The sequence below is a fragment of the Parabacteroides sp. AF39-10AC genome (assembly GCF_003635405.1).
Taxonomy (GTDB): Bacteria; Bacteroidota; Bacteroidia; order Bacteroidales; family Tannerellaceae; genus Parabacteroides; species Parabacteroides distasonis.
Window position 1 is genome coordinate 1 of record NZ_QTLP01000032.1, and the last position, 25,947, is coordinate 25,947.

General features: G+C 46.0%; 23 protein-coding genes and 1 pseudogene. 18 read left to right on the forward strand and 6 right to left on the reverse strand.

Going from position 1 to position 25,947, the window contains the following annotated elements; translation table 11 throughout:
• Positions 1-100: 100 nt before the first annotated feature.
• The 3 genes from DW033_RS21160 to DW033_RS21170 all read left to right on the forward strand — a co-directional run bounded on the left by DW033_RS21160 (position 101) and on the right by DW033_RS21170 (position 3,536).
• Positions 101-1,591, forward strand: a complete 1,491-nt coding sequence (locus DW033_RS21160) for a cobyric acid synthase (protein WP_008780471.1) — start codon at positions 101-103, stop codon at positions 1,589-1,591.
• Positions 1,592-1,595: 4 nt separating this feature from the next.
• The gene (locus DW033_RS21165; protein WP_008780470.1) at positions 1,596-2,918 is read left to right on the forward strand and encodes a Gfo/Idh/MocA family protein; all 1,323 of its coding nucleotides are present in this window, start codon (positions 1,596-1,598) and stop codon (positions 2,916-2,918) included.
• A 108-nt stretch (positions 2,919-3,026) separates the two neighbouring features.
• Positions 3,027-3,536, forward strand: a complete 510-nt coding sequence (locus tag DW033_RS21170) for a ferritin-like domain-containing protein (protein WP_005856408.1) — start codon at positions 3,027-3,029, stop codon at positions 3,534-3,536.
• An 88-nt stretch (positions 3,537-3,624) separates the two neighbouring features.
• Here the strand turns inward: DW033_RS21170 and DW033_RS21175 are convergent, their stop codons facing one another.
• Both DW033_RS21175 and DW033_RS21180 read right to left on the reverse strand, forming a co-directional pair.
• Positions 3,625-4,197, reverse strand: a complete 573-nt coding sequence (locus tag DW033_RS21175; RefSeq protein ID WP_034527480.1) for a DJ-1 family glyoxalase III — start codon at positions 4,195-4,197, stop codon at positions 3,625-3,627.
• Between the two features lie 11 nt (positions 4,198-4,208).
• Positions 4,209-5,480: an ATP-binding protein gene (locus tag DW033_RS21180; RefSeq protein ID WP_005856401.1), complete on the reverse strand. Its 1,272-nt coding sequence runs from the start codon at positions 5,478-5,480 to the stop codon at positions 4,209-4,211.
• Between the two features lie 198 nt (positions 5,481-5,678).
• Between DW033_RS21180 and DW033_RS21185 the strand changes: the two genes are divergently transcribed.
• The 6 genes from DW033_RS21185 to DW033_RS21205 all read left to right on the forward strand — a co-directional run bounded on the left by DW033_RS21185 (position 5,679) and on the right by DW033_RS21205 (position 11,570).
• A complete protein-coding gene (locus DW033_RS21185; protein ID WP_005856399.1) occupies positions 5,679-6,980 on the forward strand; it encodes a phenylacetate--CoA ligase family protein in 1,302 nt (433 codons plus the stop codon).
• A 23-nt stretch (positions 6,981-7,003) separates the two neighbouring features.
• Positions 7,004-7,429: a hypothetical protein gene (locus tag DW033_RS21190; RefSeq protein WP_005856397.1), complete on the forward strand. Its 426-nt coding sequence runs from the start codon at positions 7,004-7,006 to the stop codon at positions 7,427-7,429.
• A gap of 13 nt (positions 7,430-7,442) precedes the next feature.
• On the forward strand, positions 7,443-7,586 hold the full coding sequence (locus tag DW033_RS25380; RefSeq protein WP_333558132.1) for a symporter small accessory protein: 144 nt from the start codon (positions 7,443-7,445) through the stop codon (positions 7,584-7,586).
• Positions 7,583-9,136 carry a sodium:solute symporter gene (locus DW033_RS21195; protein ID WP_008780467.1) on the forward strand — a complete coding sequence of 518 codons (1,554 nt, stop codon included), beginning with the start codon at positions 7,583-7,585 and terminating at the stop codon, positions 9,134-9,136. Before DW033_RS25380 ends, DW033_RS21195 begins: the two co-directional genes overlap by 4 nt.
• Before the next feature lie 170 nt (positions 9,137-9,306).
• Positions 9,307-10,215: an ABC transporter substrate-binding protein gene (locus DW033_RS21200; RefSeq protein WP_122383127.1), complete on the forward strand. Its 909-nt coding sequence runs from the start codon at positions 9,307-9,309 to the stop codon at positions 10,213-10,215.
• Positions 10,212-11,570, forward strand: a complete 1,359-nt coding sequence (locus DW033_RS21205) for an ATP-binding cassette domain-containing protein (protein ID WP_122383128.1) — start codon at positions 10,212-10,214, stop codon at positions 11,568-11,570. The genes DW033_RS21200 and DW033_RS21205 overlap by 4 nt, the downstream gene beginning before the upstream one ends.
• 22 nt (positions 11,571-11,592) lie before the next feature.
• Here DW033_RS21205 and DW033_RS21210 read toward each other — a convergent pair.
• A pseudogene (locus tag DW033_RS21210) lies at positions 11,593-13,101 on the reverse strand (ATP-binding protein).
• Positions 13,102-13,253: 152 nt separating this feature from the next.
• Between DW033_RS21210 and DW033_RS21215 the strand changes: the two are divergent.
• Positions 13,254-15,380: a Tex family protein gene (locus DW033_RS21215; protein ID WP_122383129.1), complete on the forward strand. Its 2,127-nt coding sequence runs from the start codon at positions 13,254-13,256 to the stop codon at positions 15,378-15,380.
• A gap of 3 nt (positions 15,381-15,383) precedes the next feature.
• A complete protein-coding gene (gene ybaK, locus DW033_RS21220) occupies positions 15,384-15,866 on the forward strand; it encodes a Cys-tRNA(Pro) deacylase (RefSeq protein ID WP_005856380.1) in 483 nt (160 codons plus the stop codon).
• Between the two features lie 124 nt (positions 15,867-15,990).
• On the opposite strand, the gene DW033_RS21225 is transcribed toward ybaK, so the two are convergent.
• Positions 15,991-16,395, reverse strand: a complete 405-nt coding sequence (locus tag DW033_RS21225; RefSeq protein WP_008771908.1) for a lipocalin-like domain-containing protein — start codon at positions 16,393-16,395, stop codon at positions 15,991-15,993.
• Between the two features lie 159 nt (positions 16,396-16,554).
• On the opposite strand from DW033_RS21225, the gene DW033_RS21230 reads away from it, so the two are divergent.
• From DW033_RS21230 to DW033_RS21255, 6 genes are all read left to right on the forward strand, one after another.
• The gene (locus DW033_RS21230) at positions 16,555-17,136 is read left to right on the forward strand and encodes an HdeD family acid-resistance protein (protein ID WP_005856375.1); all 582 of its coding nucleotides are present in this window, start codon (positions 16,555-16,557) and stop codon (positions 17,134-17,136) included.
• Positions 17,137-17,231: 95 nt separating this feature from the next.
• Positions 17,232-18,068 (forward strand): AraC family transcriptional regulator, encoded by an 837-nt coding sequence (locus DW033_RS21235; RefSeq protein ID WP_122377603.1) that lies wholly within the window; start codon positions 17,232-17,234, stop codon positions 18,066-18,068.
• A gap of 275 nt (positions 18,069-18,343) precedes the next feature.
• Positions 18,344-19,189: a prephenate dehydratase gene (locus tag DW033_RS21240; protein ID WP_005856371.1), complete on the forward strand. Its 846-nt coding sequence runs from the start codon at positions 18,344-18,346 to the stop codon at positions 19,187-19,189.
• A complete protein-coding gene (locus DW033_RS21245; RefSeq protein WP_122383130.1) occupies positions 19,164-20,342 on the forward strand; it encodes a pyridoxal phosphate-dependent aminotransferase in 1,179 nt (392 codons plus the stop codon). The genes DW033_RS21240 and DW033_RS21245 overlap by 26 nt, the downstream gene beginning before the upstream one ends.
• Before the next feature lie 34 nt (positions 20,343-20,376).
• Positions 20,377-21,447, forward strand: coding sequence for a bifunctional 3-deoxy-7-phosphoheptulonate synthase/chorismate mutase type II (locus tag DW033_RS21250; protein ID WP_005868246.1), 1,071 nt, complete (start codon positions 20,377-20,379; stop codon positions 21,445-21,447).
• An 8-nt stretch (positions 21,448-21,455) separates the two neighbouring features.
• On the forward strand, positions 21,456-22,229 hold the full coding sequence (locus DW033_RS21255; protein ID WP_022192855.1) for a prephenate dehydrogenase/arogenate dehydrogenase family protein: 774 nt from the start codon (positions 21,456-21,458) through the stop codon (positions 22,227-22,229).
• A 22-nt stretch (positions 22,230-22,251) separates the two neighbouring features.
• Here the strand turns inward: DW033_RS21255 and DW033_RS21260 are convergent, their stop codons facing one another.
• Together DW033_RS21260 and DW033_RS21265 are read right to left on the reverse strand one after the other, a co-directional pair.
• Positions 22,252-23,631 carry an MATE family efflux transporter gene (locus DW033_RS21260; protein ID WP_122383131.1) on the reverse strand — a complete coding sequence of 460 codons (1,380 nt, stop codon included), beginning with the start codon at positions 23,629-23,631 and terminating at the stop codon, positions 22,252-22,254.
• Positions 23,632-23,716: 85 nt separating this feature from the next.
• Positions 23,717-24,280: a Crp/Fnr family transcriptional regulator gene (locus DW033_RS21265; RefSeq protein ID WP_172618153.1), complete on the reverse strand. Its 564-nt coding sequence runs from the start codon at positions 24,278-24,280 to the stop codon at positions 23,717-23,719.
• 319 nt (positions 24,281-24,599) lie between these two features.
• Here DW033_RS21265 and DW033_RS21270 point away from each other — a divergent pair, with 319 nt between their 5' ends.
• Positions 24,600-25,946, forward strand: a complete 1,347-nt coding sequence (locus tag DW033_RS21270) for an MATE family efflux transporter (RefSeq protein ID WP_005856341.1) — start codon at positions 24,600-24,602, stop codon at positions 25,944-25,946.
• Position 25,947: the final 1 nt, after the last annotated feature.

A 25,947-nucleotide genomic window follows, 5' to 3' on the forward strand; every position in this document is an offset into this window, starting at 1 on the left:
ACAGGCCCATAACAAAATCTTCTTCTTTTTTCATATCTTCTCCTTAATAAAAAGGCCAAAAATACTACCTTTGTACACTGTGTAAATAAAATCTATACAGATGAAGCAACACCTACGACCGATTATGTTTGTCGGAACCTGCTCTGATGCGGGTAAAAGCGTTATTAACGCGGCGTTTTGCCGTATTTTCAAGCAAGATGGTTATCAACCGGCACCGTTCAAGGCACAAAATATGTCCCTCAATTCCTACTCTACCCCGGAAGGCGGCGAGATGGGCCGGGCGCAAGTCGTACAAGCGGAGGCCTGCGGTATTTCCCCGCATACGGATATGAACCCGATATTACTAAAGCCGACAAATGATAAAAGCTCGCAAGTCGTATTAAACGGAAAGCCAGTCGGCAATATGTCCGCCAAGGATTATTTCGGGATACAAAACCAGAAGGAGGAGCTATTTAAGGAAGCCATCGAAGCCTTCAAGCGTCTGGAAGCTCGCTATAACCCGATCGTATTGGAAGGAGCCGGAAGCATCTCCGAACTAAACCTGCGAGACCGGGATATCACCAATATGCGGATGGCGATCGCTGCCGGAGCCTCTACCTATTTAGTTGCGGATATAGACCGTGGGGGCGTATTCGGCTCTGTATATGGAACGATCGCTTTATTACGACCGGAGGAACGAGTGTTAATGAAAGGGGTTATCATCAATAAGTTCCGTGGAGACGCCTCTTTATTCGAAGAAGGACGGAACCTATTAAAGGAATTGACTGGGATTCCCGTGGTCGGCGTAATTCCATGGTTTCGGGATATCAAGATAGAGGAAGAGGATTCCGTAGCGTTGGATATGAAAAATAACACTTATAAAGACGGGAAAATCAATGTAGCTATCATCCTGCTGAAACGAATGTCTAATTTCACGGATTTTGATGTATTGGAGATGGACCCCCGTTTCAATCCGTATTATACCAACAATATCGATGAGATAGAGAAAGCCGACATCATCCTGCTCCCCGGCTCAAAGAATACGTTATCGGACTTACAAAGCCTGCGGGCCAATGGGATAGCGATGGCGATTATCCGGGCGCATAAAGCGGGTAAAAAGGTGATCGGTATTTGCGGTGGCTATCAAATGATGGGAGTCCGCTTGGAAGATCCGGAAAGTATCGAGGGAAATATCCCGGCGATTCCCGGTCTCGGTCTTCTGCCTCAATGCACGGTCATCGAGCAGGAGAAGATCACGAGACAAAGCGACTTTGCTTTCCTCCCCTCCTCGGAGAATAAGGATTGTAAAGGATACGAAATACATATGGGACGAACCACCCTATTGGGTGACGCCCCCGAACAGCCCGTAGCCCGACTGGAAGACGGACGAACGGACGGATATTACCTCAACAACCGATGCTGGGGAAGTTATATGCATGGTATCCTTGATAATCCGGCCGTATTGGACAACTTAGCTGAAGGCTTTGACACGGAAACGACTACAGGTCCTTTCGAGTATGCCGCTTTTAAGGAAGAGCAGTATGACAAACTCGCCGCCCTCGTAAGGGAGCACGTGGATATGGAATATATTTATAACAGTATTAAAAACTAATATCATGAACAGACGTACTTTTATGCAAAAAACCGGACTTATCATGTCCGGACTTACTTTATCGCCGCTTATCGGTAAATCGTATTCCTCCATATACGGACAAACCGCCCCTAGCAACAAAGTAAAGGTAGCCCTCATAGGATGCCGTAGCATGGGATACGGGGATTTGAATACTTTTCTTGATTATCCGGAGACGGAATGCGTGGCTCTTTGCGATGTCGATGACGAATGGTTAAACAAACGGGCTGCCGACGTTGAGAAGAAAACAGGGAAAAAAGTACCTCACTTATATAAGGACTGGCGACGAGTAATCGATAATAAAGACGTAGATGTAGTCATTATCGGTACGCCGGACCATTGGCATTGCCTTCCGACGGTCTGGGCTTGCCAAGCGGGAAAAGACGTATATGTAGAGAAGCCGCTCTCCAATACGATCGAGGAATGTAACCTGATGGAAAAAGCCGCCCGTAAATATAACCGGATCGTACAGGTAGGCCAATGGCAACGTAGCGACCCGCATTGGGACGAGGCGGCTAATTTCTTGAAAGCCGGAAATATCGGACGGATCCGTACGGTCAAGGTCTGGGCTTACCAAGACGGCAAGCCGACACTTCCGGTTAAACCGGATTGCGACGCTCCCGCCGGTGTGGATTACGATATGTGGCTAGGCCCGGCTCCTAAACGTCCGTTCAATCCTTATCGCTTTCATTATAATTTCCGTTTCTTCTGGGACTATGCCGGAGGCTTGATGTCGGACTGGGGCGTACATTTGCTGGATTATGCCCTAGAAGGTATGAACGCAGGTCTTCCCACCCGTGTATTCTCAGGCGGCGGCAAGTTTGCCTATCCGGACGACGCTATGGAGACGCCCGATACTTTAATGGCAACTTACGCCTATAAAGATTTTAATATCATCTGGGATCACGCCTGCGGAATCAATCACGGACTCTATAACCGTAAGGAAGGATTAGCGTTCTATGGAGAGAATGGCACGATGGTACTCGACAGGGCCGGTTGGGAAGTTATACCGGTCGTATCCAATAACGTAGCCCGCATGGAAGCCGTTCCTTTCAAGAAAGGAGAAGGCAAAGGACTTTATAATCATGTGGGAAACATGTTGAGCTGCATTAAAAGCCGTGAGCTTCCGAACGCCGATGTCGCTATCGGTGCCCGTGTAGCGAAGATGGCTCATCTGGCGAATATCTCCTGCCGGGTTCAACGGGAAGTTCATTGGGATGATAAAAACAATTTGTTTGTCGGCGATAACGAAGCTACCGCCTTGTCGAAAGCCTATTACCGGGCACCTTGGGAATTACCTAAATTGTAACAATCGCAGCATAACGTTAAAATTTTGACAAACAATAAACAATGCCCTAGTAAGCTTGTTAGAACTATAAAAAACGAACAATACGTTTAATTCTAAATTAATACAGCTATGGCAAAAGAAAGCGTCAAAATTTTAAGAGGGAAATTGGATGTCGACAATTTATTATCTCAACTAAACGCCGCGTTAGCGGAAGAATGGCTAGCATACTATCAATATTGGGTAGGAGCCTTGGTCGTTGAAGGAGCCATGCGTTCCGACGTACAAGGTGAATTCGAGGAACATGCCGAGGAAGAAAGGCATCACGCCCAATTATTGGCAGACCGGATCATCGAATTGGAAGGAGTTCCGGTACTTGATCCGAAACAATGGTTTGAATTAGCCCGATGCAAATATGATTCACCGACAGACTTTGACGTAGTAAGCCTTCTGAACCAGAATGTAGCTTCCGAGCGTTGCGCCATCTTACGTTATCAAGAAATCGCTAAATTCACGGACGGCATCGACTTCACGACTTGTGATATCGCTAAGCATATCTTAGCTGAGGAAGAAGAACACGAGCAAGATCTGCAAGACTATTTGACAGATATCGCACGCATGAAAAAATCTTTCCAGAAATAATTTAGGAAAGGGAAAACTCTTTACAACAAAAATCCCTTGAGAGAATGTCTTAGAGACATTCTCTCAAGGGATTTTAATTTCAAGCACATTAATGCTTTGTCCCATGCAACAAAGCGTCATATAATAAGGCATCCGCCACTTCCAAAGCGATTTCCTCATCTTTCAGATTCCTCAAGATCGTCAAGCCGAACTCAAACATAAAACCCGGCCCCTTGCTTGTGATGATATTTCCATCCTGCTCTACTCCATTATCCGTAGGGGTAGCGCCTACCATTGTTGGCTCGAAGAAAGGAAAACAGGTAGCCCTTTTCCCTTTTAGCAATCCAAGACCACCTAAAACCATCGGTCCGGCACAGATAGCACCGATTAATACGCCTTCCTCCGTTTTCTCCTTGACTAATTCTTTCAAATGGGCATGCGCATTTAAATGGTTGCTTCCGGGTATTCCACCCGGCAAAATCAAGGCATCGACACAACCGAAATCCGCCTCCTCGAACAGGTAATCAGCCATTACCGGAATATCATGAGCTCCTATCACCAATCGGTCACCCGTAATAGATACCATCATAACCCGTACACCACCACGCCTCAAGACATCAATCGTACCCAAGGCCTCTATTTCCTCAAAGCCTGTCGCTAAAAAGACAACCGCATTTTTCATTTCTTTTTTATTTAATATAGTTGACATTCACTTAAAACAGAAGGATCATCCTTCTCCACAACAGCCTTATCCGTAACAACCAATGGTAAGGTGAACCAGAAAGTGGAACCTTTGCCAAGCTCAGATCGCACACCGATCTCGCCACCCAACTGCTCTACAATCATCTTGCAGATCGGTAGTCCCAAACCAGCCCCTTGATAAAAATCATCCAATTTCACGAAACGCTCGAAAACAGACTCCAGCTTTTCCTCTGATATCCCGATTCCGGTATCCATGACAGAGACACGTACGAACATATCTTCCACCTCATAAAAAAGCGAGATAAAACCTTTGGAAGTAAACTTAATGGCATTAGACAAGAGATTTAACAAGACCTGTTCTACCCGGTGCGGATCGATCCACAGACGAACAGAAGGCATGGCGACCGAGTTATATAATAATGCCACATCGGAAGTCATCTTCAAGGATTGTACCACATAGGCCTCTTGGCAAATATCCCTCAACTCAACTTCCGACACGTTATAGTTTAACCGACCGGACTCGATCTTCGACAAATCCAGGATATCGTTAATCAGTTTCAACAATAAATCGCAATTCTTATTTATAATCGAGAAGTATTCCCTTTGCTCACTGGCATTAGTCGTTTCCGTCACGAGATGGGCAAAGCCAACGATAGCATTCAGCGGGGTCCGGATCTCATGGCTCATATTAGCGATAAAAGCGTTTTTCATCTTATCCGCCTCTTGTACTTTCATCAGCGCCAACTGGTCTTGACGTTGCTCCGTGATATCATTCAGCATGACCAATAACAGAGGCGAGGCTCCCGGGTCCGGATTCGTGATCAGTAAACGTACGATATTTACGATTCTCACCTCTCCATTCGGTTTCTCATACTCGACCATTTCCTTTACCATACGTCCCGTCTTGATCGTATGGTAATCTTCCGTTCGGATCTCATGCGCCCGCCGGGAATCAGGGAAAAGCTCGAAATCCGTCTTCCCTAAGATATCTTCCGCCTTGACCCCCGTAAATTCCTCCGCCGCCTTATTAAAATAGATATACCGGAAACCGTTGAAAATATCTTTCACCGTGATCTCCACAAATACGTTCGACAAGATCGTATCCATCAAGATATTTAAGAAGTTGATCGTATGCTGGCTTTGGCGCATCTCAAGTTCGTTATCGCTCGCGGATGGTGTCAAAGTGGCTTTTTCCAGATCGGCTTCCAGTCTCTCAATCCTTTGAATCAACTCTTCTTTGGAAAGGTGGTCATATTTTCCCATGGCCCATACATAAAGTTAAATTGCGTAATGGACAAAAATAGCTATTATTTTTTTATTTACAACGGCTTACCGCCTAATAATTCTTATTTTCAAAAGGTCATTACTAATATTTTGACACAAAAGCATGGCATTATCCAAAATAAAAGATACATTTGCAATCTAATTTCATGAATTAAACACACTCTAATTGAAAAAACGATGATGTATTGGCAGAAAGAAATAGAAACCATGGATCGTAAAGATCTGGTAAAATTCCAACTGGAACGACTGAAACAAACCATAGAACTAGCGGGCAACTCCCCTTTTTACCATAAGATATTCAAAGAGAAAGGAATTACCCCGGACAGTTTTCAGTCCTTGGAAGATTTACAAAAACTTCCGTTTACAACGAAAGATGATCTTAGAAATAACTATCCGTTCGGATTGGCAGCCATCCCGTTACAGAAATGCGTACGTATCCACTCTTCCAGTGGAACAACAGGTAATCCCACCGTTGTCTTACATTCCGCCAAGGATTTGGACCAATGGGCTAACCAAGTAGCCCGCTGCATGTATATGGTAGGGCTAAGGGATACGGACGTATTTCAGAATACATCCGGCTACGGCATGTTTACCGGTGGCCTCGGTTTCCAGTATGGAGCAGAAAAACTAGGTGCGTTGACAGTGCCTGCGGCGGCCGGTAATACCAAACGACAGATTAAGTTCATCACCGATTTCGGCACCACCTGTTTACATATCATACCGAGCTATGCCACTCGTTTGGCCGAGGTTATGTATGAGGAGGGAATAGACCCCAGAAAGGATACCAAACTACACACCGTATGTATCGGTGCCGAGCCTCACTCGGAAGAACAACGTAAACGCATCGAACAGCTTCTGGGTGTCAAGGCTTACAACTGTTTCGGTATGTCGGAGATGAACGGGCCGGGTGTAGCCTTCGAATGTACGGAGCAGAACGGCTTGCATATCTGGGAAGACAACGTGATCGTAGAGATCGTAGACCCGGTTACCCTGCAACCGGTGCCCGAGGGAGAAGTCGGAGAATTGGTATTAACGACCATCAACCGGGAGGCGATGCCTTTACTCCGTTATCGTACCCGTGACCTTACTTGCATCTTACCGGGCGATTGCCCTTGCGGACGTACCCATAAACGCCTTGCCCGTTTCAAAGGACGTAGCGACGATATGATAATTTTGAAGGGTGTGAACCTGTTCCCCATCCAAATCGAAAAGATATTGATGCAATTCAAGGAATTGGGCAGCAATTACTTGATCACCCTCGAAACGATCGGTAACAGCGACGAGATGTTGATCGAGGTAGAGTTGAGCGACCTATTCACCGATGATTATTCAGCCTTACAGCGTTTGACGAAAGGTATCACCCGTCAGTTGAAGGACGAATTATTACTTACACCACGTATCAAGCTGGTAGCCAAGGGATCTTTGCCAACCACAGATGGCAAGGCGGTACGAGTGAAAGATCATCGCAAGCTTTGTTAAATAAACAATTAAAATAACACCTTATGACAGTCAATCAAATTTCTATTTTCCTTGAAAACAAGTACGGGAAATTAAGCGAGATATTAGCGTTATTGGCGGAAGAGCGCATACGCATCATCGCGGCCACCGTAGCCGACACCTCCGAGTATGGAATCCTTCGTATCATCGTAAGCGATCCCCAGAAGGCATACAAGATATTAAAAGAAAACAACGTCAGCGCAAACCTGACCGACGTATTAGCGATCGTAACCAGCTCATGCGCCGGAAGTTTTGCCAATACATTATCTTATTTCACGAAAGCGGGCATCAGCATAGAATATATGTATTGTTTCTCCATCCGGGAAAAAGCGATCTTGATCTTGCGTACGAACAACCGGGAAAGCGCCCGTGAGGTAATCCGCCGTCAGAATCTCGAGTATATCTGTGAAAGTGATCTAATAAAACTTTAATAGGCACGGATATATGTTCGGAATCAGCGACCCCGGTATTTGGCTGGCTTACCTTCTAGCGTTCGCCTGCCTCCTATTTTCTATTTGGTTCGGGATAACCACTTGGAATAAAGAAGACGACGAAAAAACAAACCCTACTAAAGGATCACGAAAATGAGTACGCTAACATTAGGCATTATTGTCATCATTTACATGTTTGTAATCGCTTGGTTAGGGTATCTCGGATACAGGCAGACGAAAAACGCCAGTGATTATTTATTAGGCGGACGAAAAGTAAACCCCATTATCATGGCTCTGTCTTACGGGGCGACCTTTATCTCGGCATCGGCGATCGTTGGTTTCGGTGGCGTAGCCGCTACGTTCGGCATGGGTATTCAATGGCTTTGCTTATTGAACATGTTCATGGGCGTAGTGGTAGCCTTTATCTTTTTCGGACGAAGGACCCGGAAGTTAGGCGAGGCACATAACGCACGGACTTTCCCGCAATTATTGGGATTACACTATAAGTCCCGGTCTATACAGATCTTCATCGCCTCGATCATTTTCATCGGCATGCCCCTCTACGCCGCCGTGGTGATGAAGGGAGGAGCCGTCTTCATTGAGCAGATGTTTCATATCGACCTTCATCTGGCCTTGTTGATCTTCACCTTGATCGTAGCGGCCTACGTGATTACGGGCGGAATCAAGGGAGTACTTTATACGGATGCGTTGCAAGCGGTTATCATGTTCGCTTGTATGCTATTCCTGCTATTTTGGTTTTACCATATCATGGACATGGGCTTTATCGAGGCAAACCAGAAGTTGACGGATATCGCCCCCATGGTGCCCGAACGCTTCAAGGCCTTGGGACATCAAGGATGGACAGCTATGCCCATCTCAGGCTCTCCACAATGGTATACATTGGTTACCTCATTGATCCTTGGCGTAGGAATCGGTTGCTTAGCGCAGCCACAACTAGTCGTACGCTTCATGATGGTGGAAAGTACCAAGCAACTCAACAGGGGCGTATTGATCGGCTGCGTATTCTTGATTGTCACGGTAGGGGCGATTTATCACGTGGGAGCCTTGTCTAATTTGTTTTTCCTCAAGACGGAAGGTGTAGTCGCCTCCGAGGCGGTAAAAGATATGGACAAGATCATCCCCCTATTTATCAATAAAGCGATGCCGGAGTGGTTCGGGGCGGTTTTCATGCTTTGTATTCTCTCTGCCAGTATGTCTACCCTTAGCGCACAATTTCATACCATGGGAGCGGCTTTCGGGGCAGACGCATTCCCCAAACTAGGACGTAGCAAAAATCCGAACTCTACATTAGGTGTACGTATCGGCGTGCTATGCTCTATCTTGGTCAGCTACGTTATCTGCTATACGCTAAGCGCGAGTATTATCGCACGAGGCACCGCCTTGTTCATGGGTATTTGCGCGGCTACATTCCTACCTACCTATTTCTGCTCGCTATATTGGAAAGGGGCTACCCGGCAAGGGGCCTTGGCCAGCTTATGGGTAGGAGGCTTGGCCAGTTTATTCGCCATGTTGTTCCTTCATAAGGCGGAAGCGGCTCCGGTAGGACTTTGCAAGGCTTTATTCGGACAAGACGTCTTGATCGATGTATATCCGTGGCATGCGATAGATCCGATCTTATTTGCTTTGCCATTATCGGCGATAACGATTGTTTTGGTTAGCCTAGCGACTCAAAAGAAGGCTTTTTAGCTTTTCTTATGAACCTCAAAACACTAATTAGCATTTATTCTATTGACAGATATATAGAAAACAGTACATTTGCACTGTGATTTTTTCATAATAGTATTAGATTTAAGGTTAACAAAGTTGGTTAGGGGTTGCCGGGAGGCAATCCTTAATTGTTTTATAGAGGTCTAGATATGATTAAATACATTTTTCTACTATTCATACTTTGTTGCTCCGGTTGCCGGCACGCACAAACGGAAGATACCGTAATCAAGGTTTCGGTACTTCGTGGTCCATCCGTTATCGCATTCGCCGATTGGCTTGAGAATCCTCCAATTATAGATAACAAGAAAGTACAAGTTAAAGTGGTAGACTCGCCCGATCTGGCGCAAGCCTTACTGATCAAGCAGGAGACCGACATAGCCGTACTCCCCATGATCAATGCGGCGAACTTGTACAATAAAGGGATCAAGATCAAACTAGCGGGGTGCCCGATCTGGGGAACCCTTTACCTCGTTGAGAAAACTCCCTTGAAAGAACCGGCATTGTATGTATTCGGCAACGGTACGACTCCCGATATCCTTACCCGGTACTATCTCGGCCGCCAACGATTAGATTATCCTTTGAATTACGCCTTCAATACCGCCGGGGAAATCACCCAAGGCATCTTAGCCGGAAAAGTAAATCGTGCCGTGCTCGGGGAACCGTTTCTAAGCATCGCTTTACGGAAAGACAGCAGCTTACGAATAACTGCGGACTTGAATCATTTTACAGACAACGATACCCTCGGATTCGCCCAAACAGCGGTCGTATACACCCCGACGATGGAGAAATATCGTACCGCTTTTGAGGATGCCTTACGAGCCTCCTGCCAAAAAGCCGTACGATATCCGAAAGAGACCATCCATTCTTTGGAAGAACATGGAATCTTCGCCCAAGGGGCCTTAACTCCTAAGAGTATCGAGCGGTGTAAAATCTATTATTTATCAGCTATCGAGGCGAAAGACGCCGTCATGGGTTTCCTACGTCTCATCGAACAGTATGAACCCAAGGCCGTCGGCGAGAGGCTTCCCGATGCCGGATTTATACCCCAAGAACAATGAGATTGCGAAAAACAATCACTACAATAGTCGCTACCGCTATCCTCTTGGCGGGATGGCAACTATTCGCCGTTATAGCCAACCAACCGGAGCTGATACCTTCACTTCCTCGACTCGTACGGACACTTTGCGAATGGCTCGTCTCCGGTAGTTTCTATCAGTCGGTCGGAGCTACTATACTCCGGGGAGTCTTAGGCATGTCGATCTCATTCGTTTGTGCGATAGGGATGGCCGGGTTATTCGCCCGTTTTGAGTGGGTGTATGAATTATTCAGACCTCTGCTTGCCATCATGCGCTCGATCCCGGTCATATCCTTCATACTTTTGGCGCTTATATTCCTAAATCCGGAAAGCATCCCTTTGATGATCGCCTTTCTCACCATGTTCCCGCTACTAACAGAGAATCTGACACGGGGAATCCTCGACCTACGTCCGGGTCTATCCATTATGGCACGTCAGTTCCATATCAAACGTTCCAATGTCTTATTCCAGATCATCTACCCGCAGCTAAAGCCATTCTTATATAGCGGGCTTGCCTCCGCCACCGGATTCGGCTGGCGTGCGATCATTATGGGAGAAGTCTTGTCGCAATGCGCATTCGGAATCGGAAGCGAGATGAAAAGGGCGCAAAACTTTATCGCTGTCCCTGAGCTGCTCGCTTGGACGATCGTGGCGGTATTCATCAGTTTCTTTTTTGATAAAGGAATTAGCAAAGTCGCTGATATCACCCCTAAAATATCTTTCGCGAATGAGGATCAGACCATCCCCACCCCTACATTATCAGTTTTAGACACGAAAGATATAAGTTACCAATATGGCATACAGCACTTTTCCCATTCCTTTCAAAAAGGGATTATTTATGGAATTAGCGCACCTTCAGGCAAAGGAAAAACAACGTTATTAAACCTAATCGGAGGTATCTTATTGCCTACGGAAGGAGAGATACATCCCACAAGACACTTTGGAATCGCCACCATATTCCAACAACCGCAACTCCTGCCCCATCTAACCGCAGAAGAAAATATCATCCTCCCCCTCTCCTCTTTTCTCACGGAGGAAAAAGCCCGGCGAATTGCCCAAAAACACTTACAGGAAATGGAAATGGAGCCCTTCGGGAACCGATATCCTAAAGAGCTTAGTTACGGACAGCAACAACGTATCGCTATAGCTAGGGCATTGGCATACCCTTCTCCTCTCCTTTTGATGGACGAGCCGTTCAAAGGCTTGGATGAAGCCTTAAGCCATCGTATTATAGAACGAATACGAGAAAAGCAAATGAAAGAAGAACGGATCATTCTTTTCACGTCACATAATCCGGATGAGATTCGGTTGTTGGCGGATGAGGTGATTTACCTATAAATTCCAACCAAACTTGAATGTCTTATTTCACTTTCATCGGTTGGCAAGGTATCGTAAACCAGAATGTAGAGCCCTTTCCCTCCTCCGACTCAACCCCGATTTTACCTTTCAACTTCTCAATAATCGTCTTGCAGATAGAAAGCCCTAATCCTGTTCCTTGCTTAAAGCTGTTCAATTTCACGAAACGATTGAATATGCTCGCTTGAGACTCCTTACTGATTCCCATACCCGTATCCGTTACGTAGACATAGATACCATCATCGGTCAAACGATAACCAAACCGTATAGAACCCGAGCTGGTGAACTTCACGGCGTTGGAAAGGAAATTGGTCAAAACCTGAGTCAAACGGGTCTTCTCCGACACAATACAATAGTCATTACCGTCCGACTCAAAGATAACCTTTACACCCGGGGCCACTCTCAAGGCGAAAGCTTGCTGCTGGGGAGCGAATATCTCACTCAAACGCAGGGTCGTATAAATAAACTCCATCTTTCCGGACTTGATCTTCGAGATATCCAAGATATCACCGATCAACTGCAACAAAAACTCATTGCTACTCTCTATGATCCTCAGATATTCCTTTTTTTCCTCCTCATCGTCACTCTCCGCCAATAAGGTAGAAAAGCCGACGATGGCATTTAAAGGGGTACGTATCTCATGGCTCATGTTAGCGATAAAAGCGGACTTCATCCGGTCGCTCTCTTCCGCCAAACGCTTGGCCTGCACATCCGCCTCGTGCCGTTTATCGACGGTCATATCCCGAAGGATTCCGATCGAGCGGATCGGTTTGCCGTCCGGATCGGCCTCATAGACCTCACCGATCTTCTCCAGCCATACATACTCATCCGAGAAATAACGACAAGGGAAACTGAATCGCATGGAATCGATCTCGCCCCGCATGAAAGCGGTTGTAATATTCTCATAGACCTTCCGGTAATCCGGATGGATCTTCTCCGTAAAACTAGCGTGGGTGATCTGCACATGCTTGATCTGGCCGTTTTCTTCCAAGGAAAGCTCCGCCGTACCGTTTACCAGATCCCAAAGCCACGGGTAGATCTTACCCGCTTGACATGCGAGCGCCAAGCGCTTATTATAGCTATGCAACTCCTCCTCGACCTGCCTTTGCTTTGTAATATCCCATGAAATCCCTACTAAATAAGGAGGCTTATCCTCACGGGGCGCTAGCAGTTTCATCGTATCCATAGTACGCAAGATACCTTTCGGATCGATCATTTGCTCCACGAAACGCTACATCTTACCCGTTTTCACCACCTCCTCGTCCATATCCCTGAAAGATTGGGCGACGACCGGATCTAGAAATAGGTCAAAATCTGTTTTCCCGACCACATCATTATGATATCGTCCGTAAAGTTGGTTCATCAAAGGGCTGGAGTACACGTACCTGAAATTATCACCCGTATCCTTCACGAAAAAGTAGATGGGCAACGAGTCCACGATATTAGATAACAATCCTGCTAAATCCCTATAATCCTGTTCCAAAGTTTTGTTCTCCGTAGTATTAACTTCCATGTTGATTTTTTTAATCAAAGGCTTGAATATTCCGGCCGTAAAATTCTTGAAAATTAATGAAAGATACAAATAATAAGCCCAAGAAGTGAGCATCCCGACCGAAAATATAAGCAAAACCGTATATTTGTACTCCAATTCTAAGAAAACTAGATATGACAAACGTATTTCACACGCTTATAGCCCGTTTTCTACAAATTCCGGAAGGACAAGTGGAACGGACAATCGGGCTCTTGAACGAAGGCGCTACCATACCTTTTATAAGTCGTTACCGGAAAGAGGTGACCGGAGGATTAGACGAGGTGCAAATCGGTGCCATCAAAGATCAACTGGATAAACTGACGGAACTGCGCAAACGAAAGGAAACGATCCTCGCCACGATAGAAGAGCAAGAGAAACTTACTCCCGAGCTCCGGAAACGCATCGAGGAGTCTTGGGATAGCACCGAGGTCGAGGATTTATATCTCCCTTACAAACCGAAACGGGTCACCAAGGCGGAGATCGCACGCCGGAAAGGACTGGAACCCTTGGCTAAGATCGTTATGATGCAAAACGAGAATAACCTATCCGCACGCATCAAGAGTTTTATCAAGGGGGAAGTGAAAAATGCCGAAGAAGCCTTGCAAGGGGCACGGGACATTATCGCCGAATGGATCAACGAGAACGAATCGGCACGTAATACCGTACGTAACTCTTTCGCTCATACCGCCATGATCACATCCAAAGTGATCAAGGGGAAAGAAGAGGAAGGCGCTAAATACCGGGATTACTTTGATTTCAGCGAGCCTTTGAACCGGGCCAGTTCCCATCGCTTATTGGCTCTCCGACGGGGAGAGGCGGAAGGTATCCTTCGTGTAAGTATCTCTCCCGACGCGGAATCTTGTCTGGATCGCTTGAACCGGCGTTTCGTAAAAGGTCGTGGAGAGGTTTCCGAGCAAGTGGCTACAGCTGTCGACGATTCTTTCAAACGCCTGCTGAAACCCTCTATCGAGACGGAGTTCTCCAACCAGAGCAAGGCGAAAGCCGATGAGGAGGCGATCCGGGTATTTGCCGAGAACCTCCGACAATTACTGCTCGCCCCCCCTTTGAGACAAAAACGGGTATTAGGCGTAGACCCCGGCTACCGTACCGGATGTAAGTTGGTCTGTCTGGACGCACAGGGGAATTTACTGCATAACGAGGCGATCTTCCCGCATCCGCCCCAGAACGAGAAGGGCAAAGCCGCCGCTAAGGTCGCCCAGTTAGTAGCCACTTACGCCATAGATGCCATTGCCATCGGTAATGGTACCGCCAGTCGTGAGACCGAGCAGTTCATCACGAATATACGATACGACCGCAAGGTACAAGTGTTCGTAGTCAGCGAAAACGGAGCCTCTATCTACTCCGCGTCCAAGATCGCAAGGGAGGAGTTTCCCGAATACGATGTCACGGTACGCGGAGCTGTCAGCATCGGTCGCCGGCTGATGGACCCTTTGGCCGAGTTGGTCAAGATCGATCCGAAGAGTATCGGTGTCGGCCAATACCAGCATGACGTAGAGCAAAACGCCTTGAAAAAGAGTCTGGATCAAACCGTGGAGAGTTGCGTGAATTTAGTAGGTGTAAACGTGAATACGGCGAGCAAGCATTTGTTGACTTACATCTCGGGATTAGGCCCTACGCTAGCGCAAAACATCGTGAATTACCGGGCGGAGCACGGACCCTTCACTTCCCGGAAAGAACTGATGAAAGTCCCCCGTATGGGAGAGAAGGCTTTCGAACAAAGCGCCGGATTCCTACGGATACCCGACGGAAAGAACCCGTTGGACAACTCGGCCGTACACCCCGAGAGCTACCCGATTGTCGAACGGATGGCCAAGGACCTAAAATGCTCGGTAGCCGACCTGATCACCGACAAAGCACTTAAAAAGAAACTAAAACTAACGGACTACCTTACGGATAAGGTCGGGATGCCTACCCTGCTTGATATCATGGAGGAACTGGATAAACCGGGCCGTGATCCCCGCCAAACGATCCAAGTATTCGCGTTCGATCCTACGGTGAAAACGATCGAGGATTTGAAAGAAGGGCAAGTATTGCCCGGTATCGTGACCAACATCACCAACTTCGGTTGTTTCGTCGATGTAGGAATCAAGGAAAACGGGCTTGTCCATATCTCCGAGCTGGCGGATCGTTTCGTAAGCGATCCTACCCAAGTGGTCTCCATCCATCAGCATGTCAAGGTGAAGGTTCTAAGCGTAGACCTATCCAGAAAACGTGTTCAATTATCCATGAAAGGGATCTAAACGATGAAAGAGAAGATTAATAAGACAAACGTGGCACGCCTGCTGGACAAGGCTAAGATCGCCTACCAGCTCGTGCCTTATGAAGTAGACGAGAATGATCTGAGCGCTACGCATGTAGCGGAGCAGCTAGGGGAAGATATCGCCCAAGTATTCAAGACCTTGATCTTGCATGGCGATAAGAGCGGTTATTTCGTATGCGTGATCCCCGGAGCGGACGAGGTGGACTTGAAAAAGGCGGCCAAGGTATCCGGGAACAAGAAATGCGAGATGATCCCCGTGAAAGAGTTGTTACCGCTTACCGGTTATATCCGGGGAGGATGCTCGCCTATCGGCATGAAAAAGCATTTCCCTACGTATATCCATCCTACGGCATCCGGCTTCGATAAGATCTATGTAAGCGCCGGACAACGAGGCTTGCAGATACAGATAGCCCCCGCCGATTTAATCAAGGTGGCGCAAGCTATAGAAGCGGATTTGATCGCATGATCTAACACTGCGGAGAGTACTTCGTAAGAAGTACTCCAGTACTTCGCAAAGAGTATCGCAGTACTTCTTAGGGAGTACTGGAGTACTCCTTATGAGGGACTGAGATCAAACAGCACATGATATCTTAGAATTTCTTAAACGTATACGTTCTTCCTTCGCAGCTCATTACCAGATTCGTCACAGATGACTGCTCGATCGTGAAAGTTTGTTTAGGTGAGGTCCAATCCGTATAACGCATGAATTGTTCCAAAGGTGTACCTCCATAGTTGACCAACTCCAGATCCAGTCTCGTATCTCCCTCCAACGTCTTATAACCGAAATTCGTACGATATACGTCCTTTGCCGGGTCATATAATTGGTACTCGAACAAAGAGGTCTGGAAGTTATACCAAACCGTATCCACCGTCTGGACCACCCCATTCGCCTCTACGGTTTTCAATTGCCATTTTCCTTCCAGCTTATGTTCCACCTTATTACAAGACACCAACGCCACGACAAAACAAGTTATCGCTATCAAATTTTTCATCATAATCCTCGTACTTATATACCTATATTGATTTGAAACGTCAAAGAAAAGAATTAATTTCCAAAGGACAAAGTTTTTAAGGATATCCTAGCCACAAATACCCAGAACTTTTTCTTCCTTCCCTTTGTTAATTGGGTAATTACAATACAAATATTATCCAATATGAAAACATTTATTGATAAAATGGATTATGCGGTCAAGAATTGGTGGTTGTCACTATTGGTCGGACTGCTTTACATCATCGTCGCTATTTATTTAATGTTCGCGCCATTGGCGAGCTACGTAGCGCTTAGTATCTTATTCAGCGTCTCTATGTTCGTAAGCGGCTTGTTCGAGATCGCTTTCGCCTTGGCGAACAAAAAGGGTATCAGCAGTTGGGGATGGTATTTGGCCGGAGGTATTATCGACTTGATCTTAGGTATATTCTTGATGGCAAGCCCGGGACTTAGCATGGAGGTGCTTCCGTTTGTCTTGGCATTCTGGCTTATGTTCAGAGGCTTCTCGGCTACCGGTTACTCGATGGACCTGAAACGATACGGTACACGGAACTGGGGTTGGTACATGGTCTTCGGTATCTTGGCTATCCTTTGCTCCATCGGTGTTATCTGGCAACCCGCCCTAGGGGCCTTCACGTTGGTTTACATGATCGCTTACGCCTTATTAATAATAGGTATATTCCGTGTCATGCTATCCTTCGAACTGAAAAGCTTGCATAAACGGAATAAGGAAGCACAAGCGGAATAAGTCTGATTCAAGGATTAATTGGTCTATTTTTAAATTAAGAAGTGAATCAACAGCACTTTTACTACTTTTGTGTTCGATCATTAATAAAATAACGGATGAACGCAAACTTACCACAATTAGATTTGCCCCGGGATTATGTCGTAGGAAACGACATTACCGAGGCAATCTTAAACTTTTACAAGCAGACTTGCCGGTTAAAAGCAGGTATTTTCGCTTTATGCGTTGAAGGAAATTTAAGGGCATCCATCAACTTGACAGAGTACACGTTGAAACCGAATGATTTCATCACCTTGATGCCGGGAAGCATTATTCAGTTCTGTGAGCAGAAAGAGAGTTTCCGCCTTTCCTTTATAGGATTCTCATCCGAGTTCATGGACTGCGTGAACATGATAAAGTCTACGATGAGCGCCTTACCTACTATCTACGAGAATCCGATCATATCACTGAGTGAGGACCGGGCGGACTTCATTAACGATTATTTCCATTTGCTAGAGCGGGTACAAGCGAAAGAGAAATCCATAAACAGGGAGATGGTGAAACATATCCTGCTTACCATGATCCATGGGATCAGCGATTTATATCAAGGGAAATCATGGCCTAACAAGATAACGAGCCGTAGCGACGAGATCCACAAGAAATTCATCCAACTGGTGATGAAGAATTATACCTCAAAGCGGCAAACGGCTTTTTATGCCAGCCAACTAAGTATTTCTCCCCAGCACCTCTGCATGATCATCAAGCAAAAGACAGGACGTTCCGTATCCGATATCATAGCCGATATGATAATCATGGACGCAAAATCGCAATTGATGGCTACGGACTTGACTATCCAAGAGATATCTTACTCCTTGAACTTCCCGAATGTATCCTTTTTCGGTAAGTACTTTAAACGGTACGTAGGCGTATCTCCACAGAAGTTCAGAAACAGTTAAGATAAAAATTAAATGTAACAGAAAAAAAATATCACTTTTTGCTTGTAGTTTCCAAAAAAGCGTTACTTTTGCTGCGTATTTAAAAACAAACAGACAATGAATCGATTTAGCTTTACATATTACTTTTATTACTTTTACTTTAGCAGAGTAAAGGCAGGAGTTTGTATGTAAAGCGTTGATGATTGAATATAAATATCAATAAAATATAAAGTCCTGCCGGTTTCGGTGGGACTTTTTTTGTTTGTAACAGTTTAGAGTAAAAATAGAGAAACAAGATGAAAAAGAAAGTAGCAATACAGGGAATAGCCGGTTCGTATCACGACATCGCCGCCCGTAATTATCATGAAGGTGAAGAAATAGAAATCATCCCTTGCAATACGTTTCGGGATGTTATCACGACGATCAAGAAAGACCCGTCCGTACTGGGCATGATGGCCATCGAGAATACGATAGCGGGAAGCCTCCTTCAAAACCATGAGCTGATCCGTGAAAGCGGGCTGAGTGTTACCGGCGAGTATAAGCTACGTATCTCCCATTCCTTGGTAGCGCTTCCGGGAACCTCGATACACGAGGTAACAGAGGTCAACTCCCATCCGATAGCGTTGATGCAATGTACCGATTTCCTCGATACTCTGCCCAACGCCAAGGTGGTAGAGAAAGAAGATACCGCCATGAGTGCCCGGTGGATCTCGGAGAACCAACTGAAAGGACATGCGGCGATATGCGGGAAACTGGCCGCCCAGATCTACAAGATGGAAGTCCTTGCCGAGGGGATCGAGACTAACAAACGGAATTTCACCCGCTTCCTCGCTATAGCGGACCGTTGGACGGCGGATGAGATGCTTCGAGGAACCGATAAAAACAAATCCTCTCTCGTATTCGCTCTTCCCCACACTTCCGGCAGCCTTTCCAAAGTCCTCTCCGTTCTCTCTTTTTACGACATGAATCTTTCTAAAATACAGTCCTTGCCTATTATCGGGCGTGAATGGGAATACTTGTTCTACATCGACCTTACTTTCACGGATTTCACCCGTTACAAACAAGCGTTGGACGCTATCAGACCGTTAACAAAAGACTTAAAAATATTAGGCGAATATGCAGAAGGAAAACAAAGTGTGTAACATTACACCCGCTAACCGTGTAGGTAGCGTACAGGAATACTACTTCTCCAAGAAACTGAAGGAAGTAGCCGAGATGAACACCGCAGGCAAGAACGTCATTAACCTTGGCGTGGGCAGCCCCGACCTTCCACCTTCGGAACAAACCATCGAGACGTTGTGTGAACATGCCCGCAAAGCGAACGAGCACGGTTATCAGCCGTACGTGGGCATACCGGAACTGCGTAAGGGATTCGCCGACTGGTACAAGACGTGGTACGACGTAGACTTGGACCCGAAAACAGAGATCCAACCGCTCATCGGCTCCAAAGAAGGTATCTTGCATATCTCGCTGGCATTCTTGAATCCGGGGGATGGCGTACTGGTTCCGAACCCGGGATATCCGACATATAGTTCCGTCAGCAAGCTGGTAGAGGCTCGTTTGATCCCTTACGAGTTGAAAGAGGAACTGGGATGGCAACCGGATTTCGAGGAACTGGAGAAAATGGATCTCTCCAACGTAAAGCTGATGTGGACCAATTACCCGAATATGCCCACAGGGGCGAACGCTAGCGTAGAGCTATACGAGAAGCTAGTGGCCTTCGGCCGGAAGCACGGTATTATTATATGTAATGATAACCCCTATAGCTTCATCTTGAATGAGCATCCGCTAAGTATCTTAAGCATACCGGGAGCCAAAGAGATCTGCATCGAGATGAACTCCATGAGTAAGGCTCATAATATGCCGGGTTGGCGTATGGCGATGCTGGCTTCCAACGCCCAATTCGTCCAATGGATACTGAAGGTAAAAAGCAATATCGACTCCGGGCAGTTCAAGCCGATGCAATATGCGGCGGTAGAAGCCCTGAGCGCAAAGAAAGAATGGTACGATAACATGAATCGTGTCTACCGTAGCCGCCGGGACCTTGCCGGACAAATCATGCGTACTTTGGGATGCGAGTACGACGAGAACCAAGTAGGTATGTTCCTTTGGGGACGTATCCCCGACTCCGCCGAGAGCGGCGAGGCAATCGCCAACAAGGTGCTATACGAGGCAAACGTATTCCTTACGCCGGGATTTATCTTCGGTAGCCGTGGCGAGCGTTATATCCGTATCTCCCTTTGCTGCAAGAACGAGACTTTAGAAGAAGCCTTGAAGAGAATTGAGAATTTATAACTGAAAATTGAAAATTAAAATATAGATCACAAAGATGGAAATGAAGATTGAACCGTTAGCATTACCGGGAGTTGACACACAACGTCCTATCGTAATCGCAGGCCCTTGTAGCGCCGAGACAGAAGAGCAAGTGTTAGAAACAGCCCAAGGATTAGCCTCCAGAGGCGTTAAGATATTCCGCGCGGGTATTTGGAAGCCTCGTACGAAACCGGGTGGATTCGAGGGCATCGGAGCCGAGGGATTGGCTTGGTTGAAGAAAGTGAAAAAAGAGACCGGCATGCTGGTATCTACCGAGGTAGCGACTAAAGATCATGTATTCGAGGCATTGAAAGCCGGTATCGATATCCTTTGGATCGGAGCACGTACGACGGTAAACCCATTCGCTGTCCAAGAGATCGCCGACGCGTTAAAAGGGGTTGATGTACCTGTATTGATCAAGAACCCGGTTAACCCGGACTTGGAGTTGTGGATCGGAGCGTTCGAGCGTTTGTACGGAGCGGGCATTCATCGTTTGGGTGCTATCCATAGAGGTTTCAGCTCATACGACAAGAAGATCTACCGTAACCTTCCGTTGTGGCATATTCCTATCGAGCTTCGCCGCCGTATGCCGGACCTGCCTATTTTCTGTGATCCTAGTCACATTGGTGGTAAGCGTGAGTTGGTAGCCCCACTTTGCCAGCAAGCGATGGACTTGAGTTTCGACGGCTTGATCGTAGAGTCTCATTGTAACCCGGATTGCGCTTGGAGCGATGCTTCCCAGCAAATCACCCCGGATGTATTGGATTACGTATTGAACCTATTGGTGATCCGTGACGTAAACCAGACTACCGAGAACCTGACCGCTCTTCGCCGCCAGATCGATGGTATCGACGAGCAATTATTGGAGCTTTTGGCTAAACGTATGCGTATCTCCAAGGAGATCGGCGTTTATAAGAAAGAGCACAATATGCCGATCTTGCAGTCTCCCCGTTACAGCGAGATCTTAGAGAAGCGCTCCAGCATGGGTGAGCAAATGGACCTGAGCCCGGACTTTGTAAAGGAGATCTTGAAGGAGATCCATGAGGAATCCGTGCGCCAGCAAATGATTATCATGAACGAACAATAATTTATAAGATGAAAATATTGATTTTAGGCGCAGGAAAGATGGGTTCTTTCTTTACCGACTTGCTTAGTTTTGATCATGAGGTAGCCGTATTGGAGAAAGATCCGAAACGTATGCGTTTTATCTATAATGCCCTTCGCCTACAAAGCCCGGAAGAGGTTAAGGATTTCAATCCCGAGTTGGTCATCAACTGCGTGACGTTAAGTTACACGATAGAGGCTTTCAAGGCCGTAATGCCTTACTTGCAACCGTATTGCATTATTTCCGATATCGCTTCCGTGAAGACTTATTTAAAGGAGTTTTATGAGACATGCGGTTTCCCGTATGTCTCCACTCACCCGATGTTCGGACCTACATTCGCTAATCTGGGACAACTGGAGAAAGAGAATACGATTATTATCTCCGAGGGCGATCATCTGGGCAAGATCTTCTTCAAGGATATTTATTCCAGCCTCCGCCTGCATATCTGCGAATACACGTTCGAGGAGCACGATAAAGTGGTAGCCTACTCACTAGGTATCCCTTTCGCCTCCACTATGGTATTTGCCGCTACGATGAAGCATCAGGATGCTCCGGGTACGACGTTCAAACGCCATATGAAAATCGCCCGCGGCCTTCTGTCCGAGGACGATTATCTATTGACCGAGATCCTTTTCAACCCCCGTACCCCTCGCCAAATCGAACGGATACAAGAGGAATTGCATATCTTGCAAGAAATCATCAAGGATAAGGATTCCGAGAAGATGAAAGAGTATCTGACGAAGATACGGAAGAATATCGAATAAGAAATTAAGAGGGTTGTGCTGATTAATTTTTCAGCACGGCCTCTTTTAAAAGTTCTCTCCTTACCAACATAAAGGAGATAAATAACGTACACAACTCCGCCACCGGTACATTATACCAAATACTTTGGATGCCGAATAAAGAAGGATAAACGATAATACCAAAGGTTACGAATACCAAGCTACGCAGCATAGAGATAACAACCGACAGCTTAGCGTTGCCGATAGCCGTGAAATAACTGGAGGCCAATATATTCAGCCCACTCATCAAGAAGGTGAAGCAATAAATCGTTATGCCGTAATTAGCGATCGCCAAAGCGTCCAAAGCCTCTCCTCCCTTAAAGAAAAAGGACGTGATCTGTTGCCCGAAAAAGAATAAGATGGCGAATAACGTTATACCTATCATAAAATTAACACGCCCTGCTAATCTCAGCACTTTCTCGATCCGGTCCAATCTTCCCGCCCCGAAATTATAACTGATAATCGGTATAATTCCATCGGATATCCCTAAAAATACCGTGGTGGCGATAAACAGGATATAGTTAATCGCCGTAAAGGCGGCGACTCCATCCTCTCCTAAATATCGCATCATCGTTATATTGAACAAAAAAATCGTGATTCCGGCAGATAGCTCGGATATTCCTTCCGAAGAGCCATTGTATAACGCATTCCAGACCAAAGGCCAACGGAAACGTCCTCTTTGTACCGCTACGACTTGCCCTCGCTGGAACATCCGGGGAATATTGAACAGCGCTCCCAAGGTAAAGGCCAAGCCTGTAGCCAATCCCGCCCCCTTAATCCCTAAACCCATTACCGGGATAAACAAAATATCCAGACCGATATTAATCAACACCGTACTTCCCATTACGATCATGGCATAAAGCGGATGCCCCATCGCCTTAATCATATAATCTCCTAAGAACATCAATGATAATAAAGGGAAAAACGGGACAAGGGAACGAATATAGTCCACGGCTCCCGTAACCAATACGTCATTCGCACCTAACATACGGGCGATATCTCCGGCGAATATATAAATCAACCCGCTAATCAAAACGGATATTCCTCCAAGAAACAAGAACGAAGTAGTTATAGCGTTATTCGCCTCTTGCCGATCCGAACGTCCGAGGTTTATACCGATCAAGGTCTGACACCCTACTCCTATCACGATAGACAAAGCCGTCATCAAACTATAGCAAGGTAAGATCAGATTCACGCTGGCCAAAGCGTTCGCCCCGACAAACCGCCCTAATATCACACCATCGATCACCGACTGAATCCCGAGGAATAATAGGCCGGCTACTCCCGGTATCGTATATTTCAGAAATAGTCTTGAAATCTTTTGGGTTAGTAAACCACGCTCCAACTCTTGGCGATGGATCGCCTTTTCTCCACTCATTTTCATATTATCCACTTCACGTTTTTAACGACGCAAAGATATGGCTATTGAAAACAAGAAAAATTACCCTATGATAAATAATGACTTTTCCCTATTTTTTTACAGAAGCACGGATACGGCTCAATGACTGTGGGGTTATCTGTAAATAAGAGGCGATATGTTTCAAGGGTAGTTTCAAGATCAAGTCCGGACGGGTTTTCAGCAATGACTCATATTGTTCACGAGCTTCCATCCAGCTATCGTTTATAAAATAGTTCTCATATTCCCGAAGATAGTAATCTTGTATTTTCAATCCCCAATTGGCCAACTCAAGGGAGCTCCGGCATAGGTAATCCAATTTCGTTTTCGGTATTCTCAATAATGTCGTATTCTCCACCATTTGAACATTATAGGCGGAGATATCCCGATAAACAAAATTGATCACCTCGCTATCTGAGGCGAACCATAACGAGATATCTTTTCCCTCACGCTCCACGAAAGCCCGGACCAATCCGGTTTTCACGAACCAAACAAACGGATCTCTTTCTCCCTCCCGGATCGATAATTCTCCCTTAGCAAAAGAAACCTCTTTCATTTCTTCCAACAACTGCCTCACGATCTCATCTGATAAAGGAGACACCTGCCTTAATTGTTCTACGAATTGATCCATAATCATTCATTTATCTTATAACCGTAAAGATATAAAAAAAGTACGATCCCAAAAACAAAGGTAATTTTGAAGGTTTGCGGATTCCAGTGATTTTATGTAATTTTGCGCCGCTAAATCTAAGAAGAGGTATGAGCTGTAAATTCGAATATTATTTTTTTACGACTAAAAGCATCTTGTTCGTCCATTGGACTACGAGAGGTTCTACCGTATCCGCACCCTATTCCTTCTAATTTATCTTTACATTTTCATTTAGAACAACTCTATCGTATATCCGGTATATACGATCAAGGATTTTTACACCATCATTAATAACAGAACAATACATATGTACAATAGAATAGCGGGTTACAAACAATATTATAAATCCTTAGTAATGCTAGGGGTACCTATCATCATCGGACAATTGGGGGCTATCATCACCGGATTGGCAGACACCATCATGGTGGGACAGCACAGTACGGAGGAACTAGCGGCGGCATCGTTCGTCAATAATGTAATAAATGCGTTTATCATAATGGGAACCGGATTCTCCTATAATCTTACCCCGCTGATCGGACAGAATTTAGCGATGAATAAAAAGATCGTGATCGGAGGCTGGCTCAAAAACAGTCTGGTTGCCAATATGACTACCACCTTATTATTGATAGCCGTCTTACTGGGGATTTACCTAAACCTAGACTCTTTAGGCCAACCCGAAGAACTCTTGCCATTGATAAGACCTTATTTCGCAGTCTCATTAGTCTCGATCCTATTCGTAATGCTTTATAATTCATTCCGTCAATTCGTGGAAGGCATAGCCAACCCATCCATATCCATGTGGGTCCTATTGACAGGGAATCTGCTGAATATCATCGGCAACTATATCCTCATTTACGGAAAATGCGGAATGCCGGAACTCGGACTGCTCGGGGCAGGTATAAGCACCTTTATCTCGCGTATCATCATGCTATTGCTTTTCATCGCCGTATTCATGCTGCGAACCGACTATAAGCCTTACCGGAAAGGTTTCACCCATATTCGTATCAATAAGCAGAGTTGGAGAAGGCTGAATTCCATAGGCTGGCCGATCAGTCTACAACAAGGCTTGGAAGCGGGAACATTCTGCGTCACCGCCATCATGGTGGGTTGGCTGGGTAGCCTTGAGCTTGCCGCCCATCAAATAGCCATTACCATATCAACGATCAGTTTTACCATCTATTTAGGTCTTGGAGCCGCCGTAGCGATTCGTACCAGTTATTATAAAGGGGCGAACGACTGGTATATGGTGCGTAAGATCACCATTGCCGGGCTTCATCTAGGGCTTATTGTCGTTTGTATTGTCTGCACCACCTTATTCATGACCCAATCCTGGCTTGGATTAATATTTACGGATAATCTTCATGTCAACGCAATCGTGAAGACACTACTCCCCATATTGATGCTCTATCAAATAGGAGACAGCGCACAAATCATTTTAGCGAACTCCTTACGAGGGCTAGCCGACGTGAAAGCGATTATGTGGATCTCGTTTCTCGCTTATTTCATCATAGCCATACCTGCCGGATATCTATTGGGATTCACGTTCCATTGGGGTATCGCCGGGATTTGGATGGCTTACCCATTAGGCTTCTTATGCTCCGTATGCCTGCTGGGATACCGGGCGAAAATGCAGGTAAAATCGCATCTCGCCTAAT

Excerpts from the sequence above, each read along its gene's own strand:
- DW033_RS21250 (WP_005868246.1), top strand. The coding sequence starts at position 20,377 with ATGGAAATGAAGATTGAACCGTTAGCATTACCGGGAGTTGACACACAA.
- DW033_RS21270 (WP_005856341.1), top strand. The coding sequence starts at position 24,600 with ATGTACAATAGAATAGCGGGTTACAAACAATATTATAAATCCTTAGTA.
- DW033_RS21175 (WP_034527480.1), bottom strand. The coding sequence starts at position 4,197 with ATGAAAAATGCGGTTGTCTTTTTAGCGACAGGCTTTGAGGAAATAGAG.
- DW033_RS21215 (WP_122383129.1), top strand. The coding sequence starts at position 13,254 with ATGACAAACGTATTTCACACGCTTATAGCCCGTTTTCTACAAATTCCG.
- DW033_RS21205 (WP_122383128.1), top strand. The coding sequence starts at position 10,212 with ATGAGATTGCGAAAAACAATCACTACAATAGTCGCTACCGCTATCCTC.
- DW033_RS21160 (WP_008780471.1), top strand. The coding sequence starts at position 101 with ATGAAGCAACACCTACGACCGATTATGTTTGTCGGAACCTGCTCTGAT.
- DW033_RS21165 (WP_008780470.1), top strand. The coding sequence starts at position 1,596 with ATGAACAGACGTACTTTTATGCAAAAAACCGGACTTATCATGTCCGGA.
- DW033_RS21240 (WP_005856371.1), top strand. The coding sequence starts at position 18,344 with ATGAAAAAGAAAGTAGCAATACAGGGAATAGCCGGTTCGTATCACGAC.
- DW033_RS21230 (WP_005856375.1), top strand. The coding sequence starts at position 16,555 with ATGAAAACATTTATTGATAAAATGGATTATGCGGTCAAGAATTGGTGG.
- DW033_RS21235 (WP_122377603.1), top strand. The coding sequence starts at position 17,232 with ATGAACGCAAACTTACCACAATTAGATTTGCCCCGGGATTATGTCGTA.
- DW033_RS21190 (WP_005856397.1), top strand. The coding sequence starts at position 7,004 with ATGACAGTCAATCAAATTTCTATTTTCCTTGAAAACAAGTACGGGAAA.
- DW033_RS21170 (WP_005856408.1), top strand. The coding sequence starts at position 3,027 with ATGGCAAAAGAAAGCGTCAAAATTTTAAGAGGGAAATTGGATGTCGAC.
- DW033_RS21180 (WP_005856401.1), bottom strand. The coding sequence starts at position 5,480 with ATGGGAAAATATGACCACCTTTCCAAAGAAGAGTTGATTCAAAGGATT.
- DW033_RS21195 (WP_008780467.1), top strand. The coding sequence starts at position 7,583 with ATGAGTACGCTAACATTAGGCATTATTGTCATCATTTACATGTTTGTA.
- DW033_RS21245 (WP_122383130.1), top strand. The coding sequence starts at position 19,164 with ATGCAGAAGGAAAACAAAGTGTGTAACATTACACCCGCTAACCGTGTA.
- DW033_RS21225 (WP_008771908.1), bottom strand. The coding sequence starts at position 16,395 with ATGATGAAAAATTTGATAGCGATAACTTGTTTTGTCGTGGCGTTGGTG.
- DW033_RS21265 (WP_172618153.1), bottom strand. The coding sequence starts at position 24,280 with ATGATTATGGATCAATTCGTAGAACAATTAAGGCAGGTGTCTCCTTTA.
- DW033_RS21200 (WP_122383127.1), top strand. The coding sequence starts at position 9,307 with ATGATTAAATACATTTTTCTACTATTCATACTTTGTTGCTCCGGTTGC.
- DW033_RS21255 (WP_022192855.1), top strand. The coding sequence starts at position 21,456 with ATGAAAATATTGATTTTAGGCGCAGGAAAGATGGGTTCTTTCTTTACC.
- DW033_RS21185 (WP_005856399.1), top strand. The coding sequence starts at position 5,679 with ATGATGTATTGGCAGAAAGAAATAGAAACCATGGATCGTAAAGATCTG.
- DW033_RS25380 (WP_333558132.1), top strand. The coding sequence starts at position 7,443 with ATGTTCGGAATCAGCGACCCCGGTATTTGGCTGGCTTACCTTCTAGCG.
- DW033_RS21260 (WP_122383131.1), bottom strand. The coding sequence starts at position 23,631 with ATGAAAATGAGTGGAGAAAAGGCGATCCATCGCCAAGAGTTGGAGCGT.
- ybaK (WP_005856380.1), top strand. The coding sequence starts at position 15,384 with ATGAAAGAGAAGATTAATAAGACAAACGTGGCACGCCTGCTGGACAAG.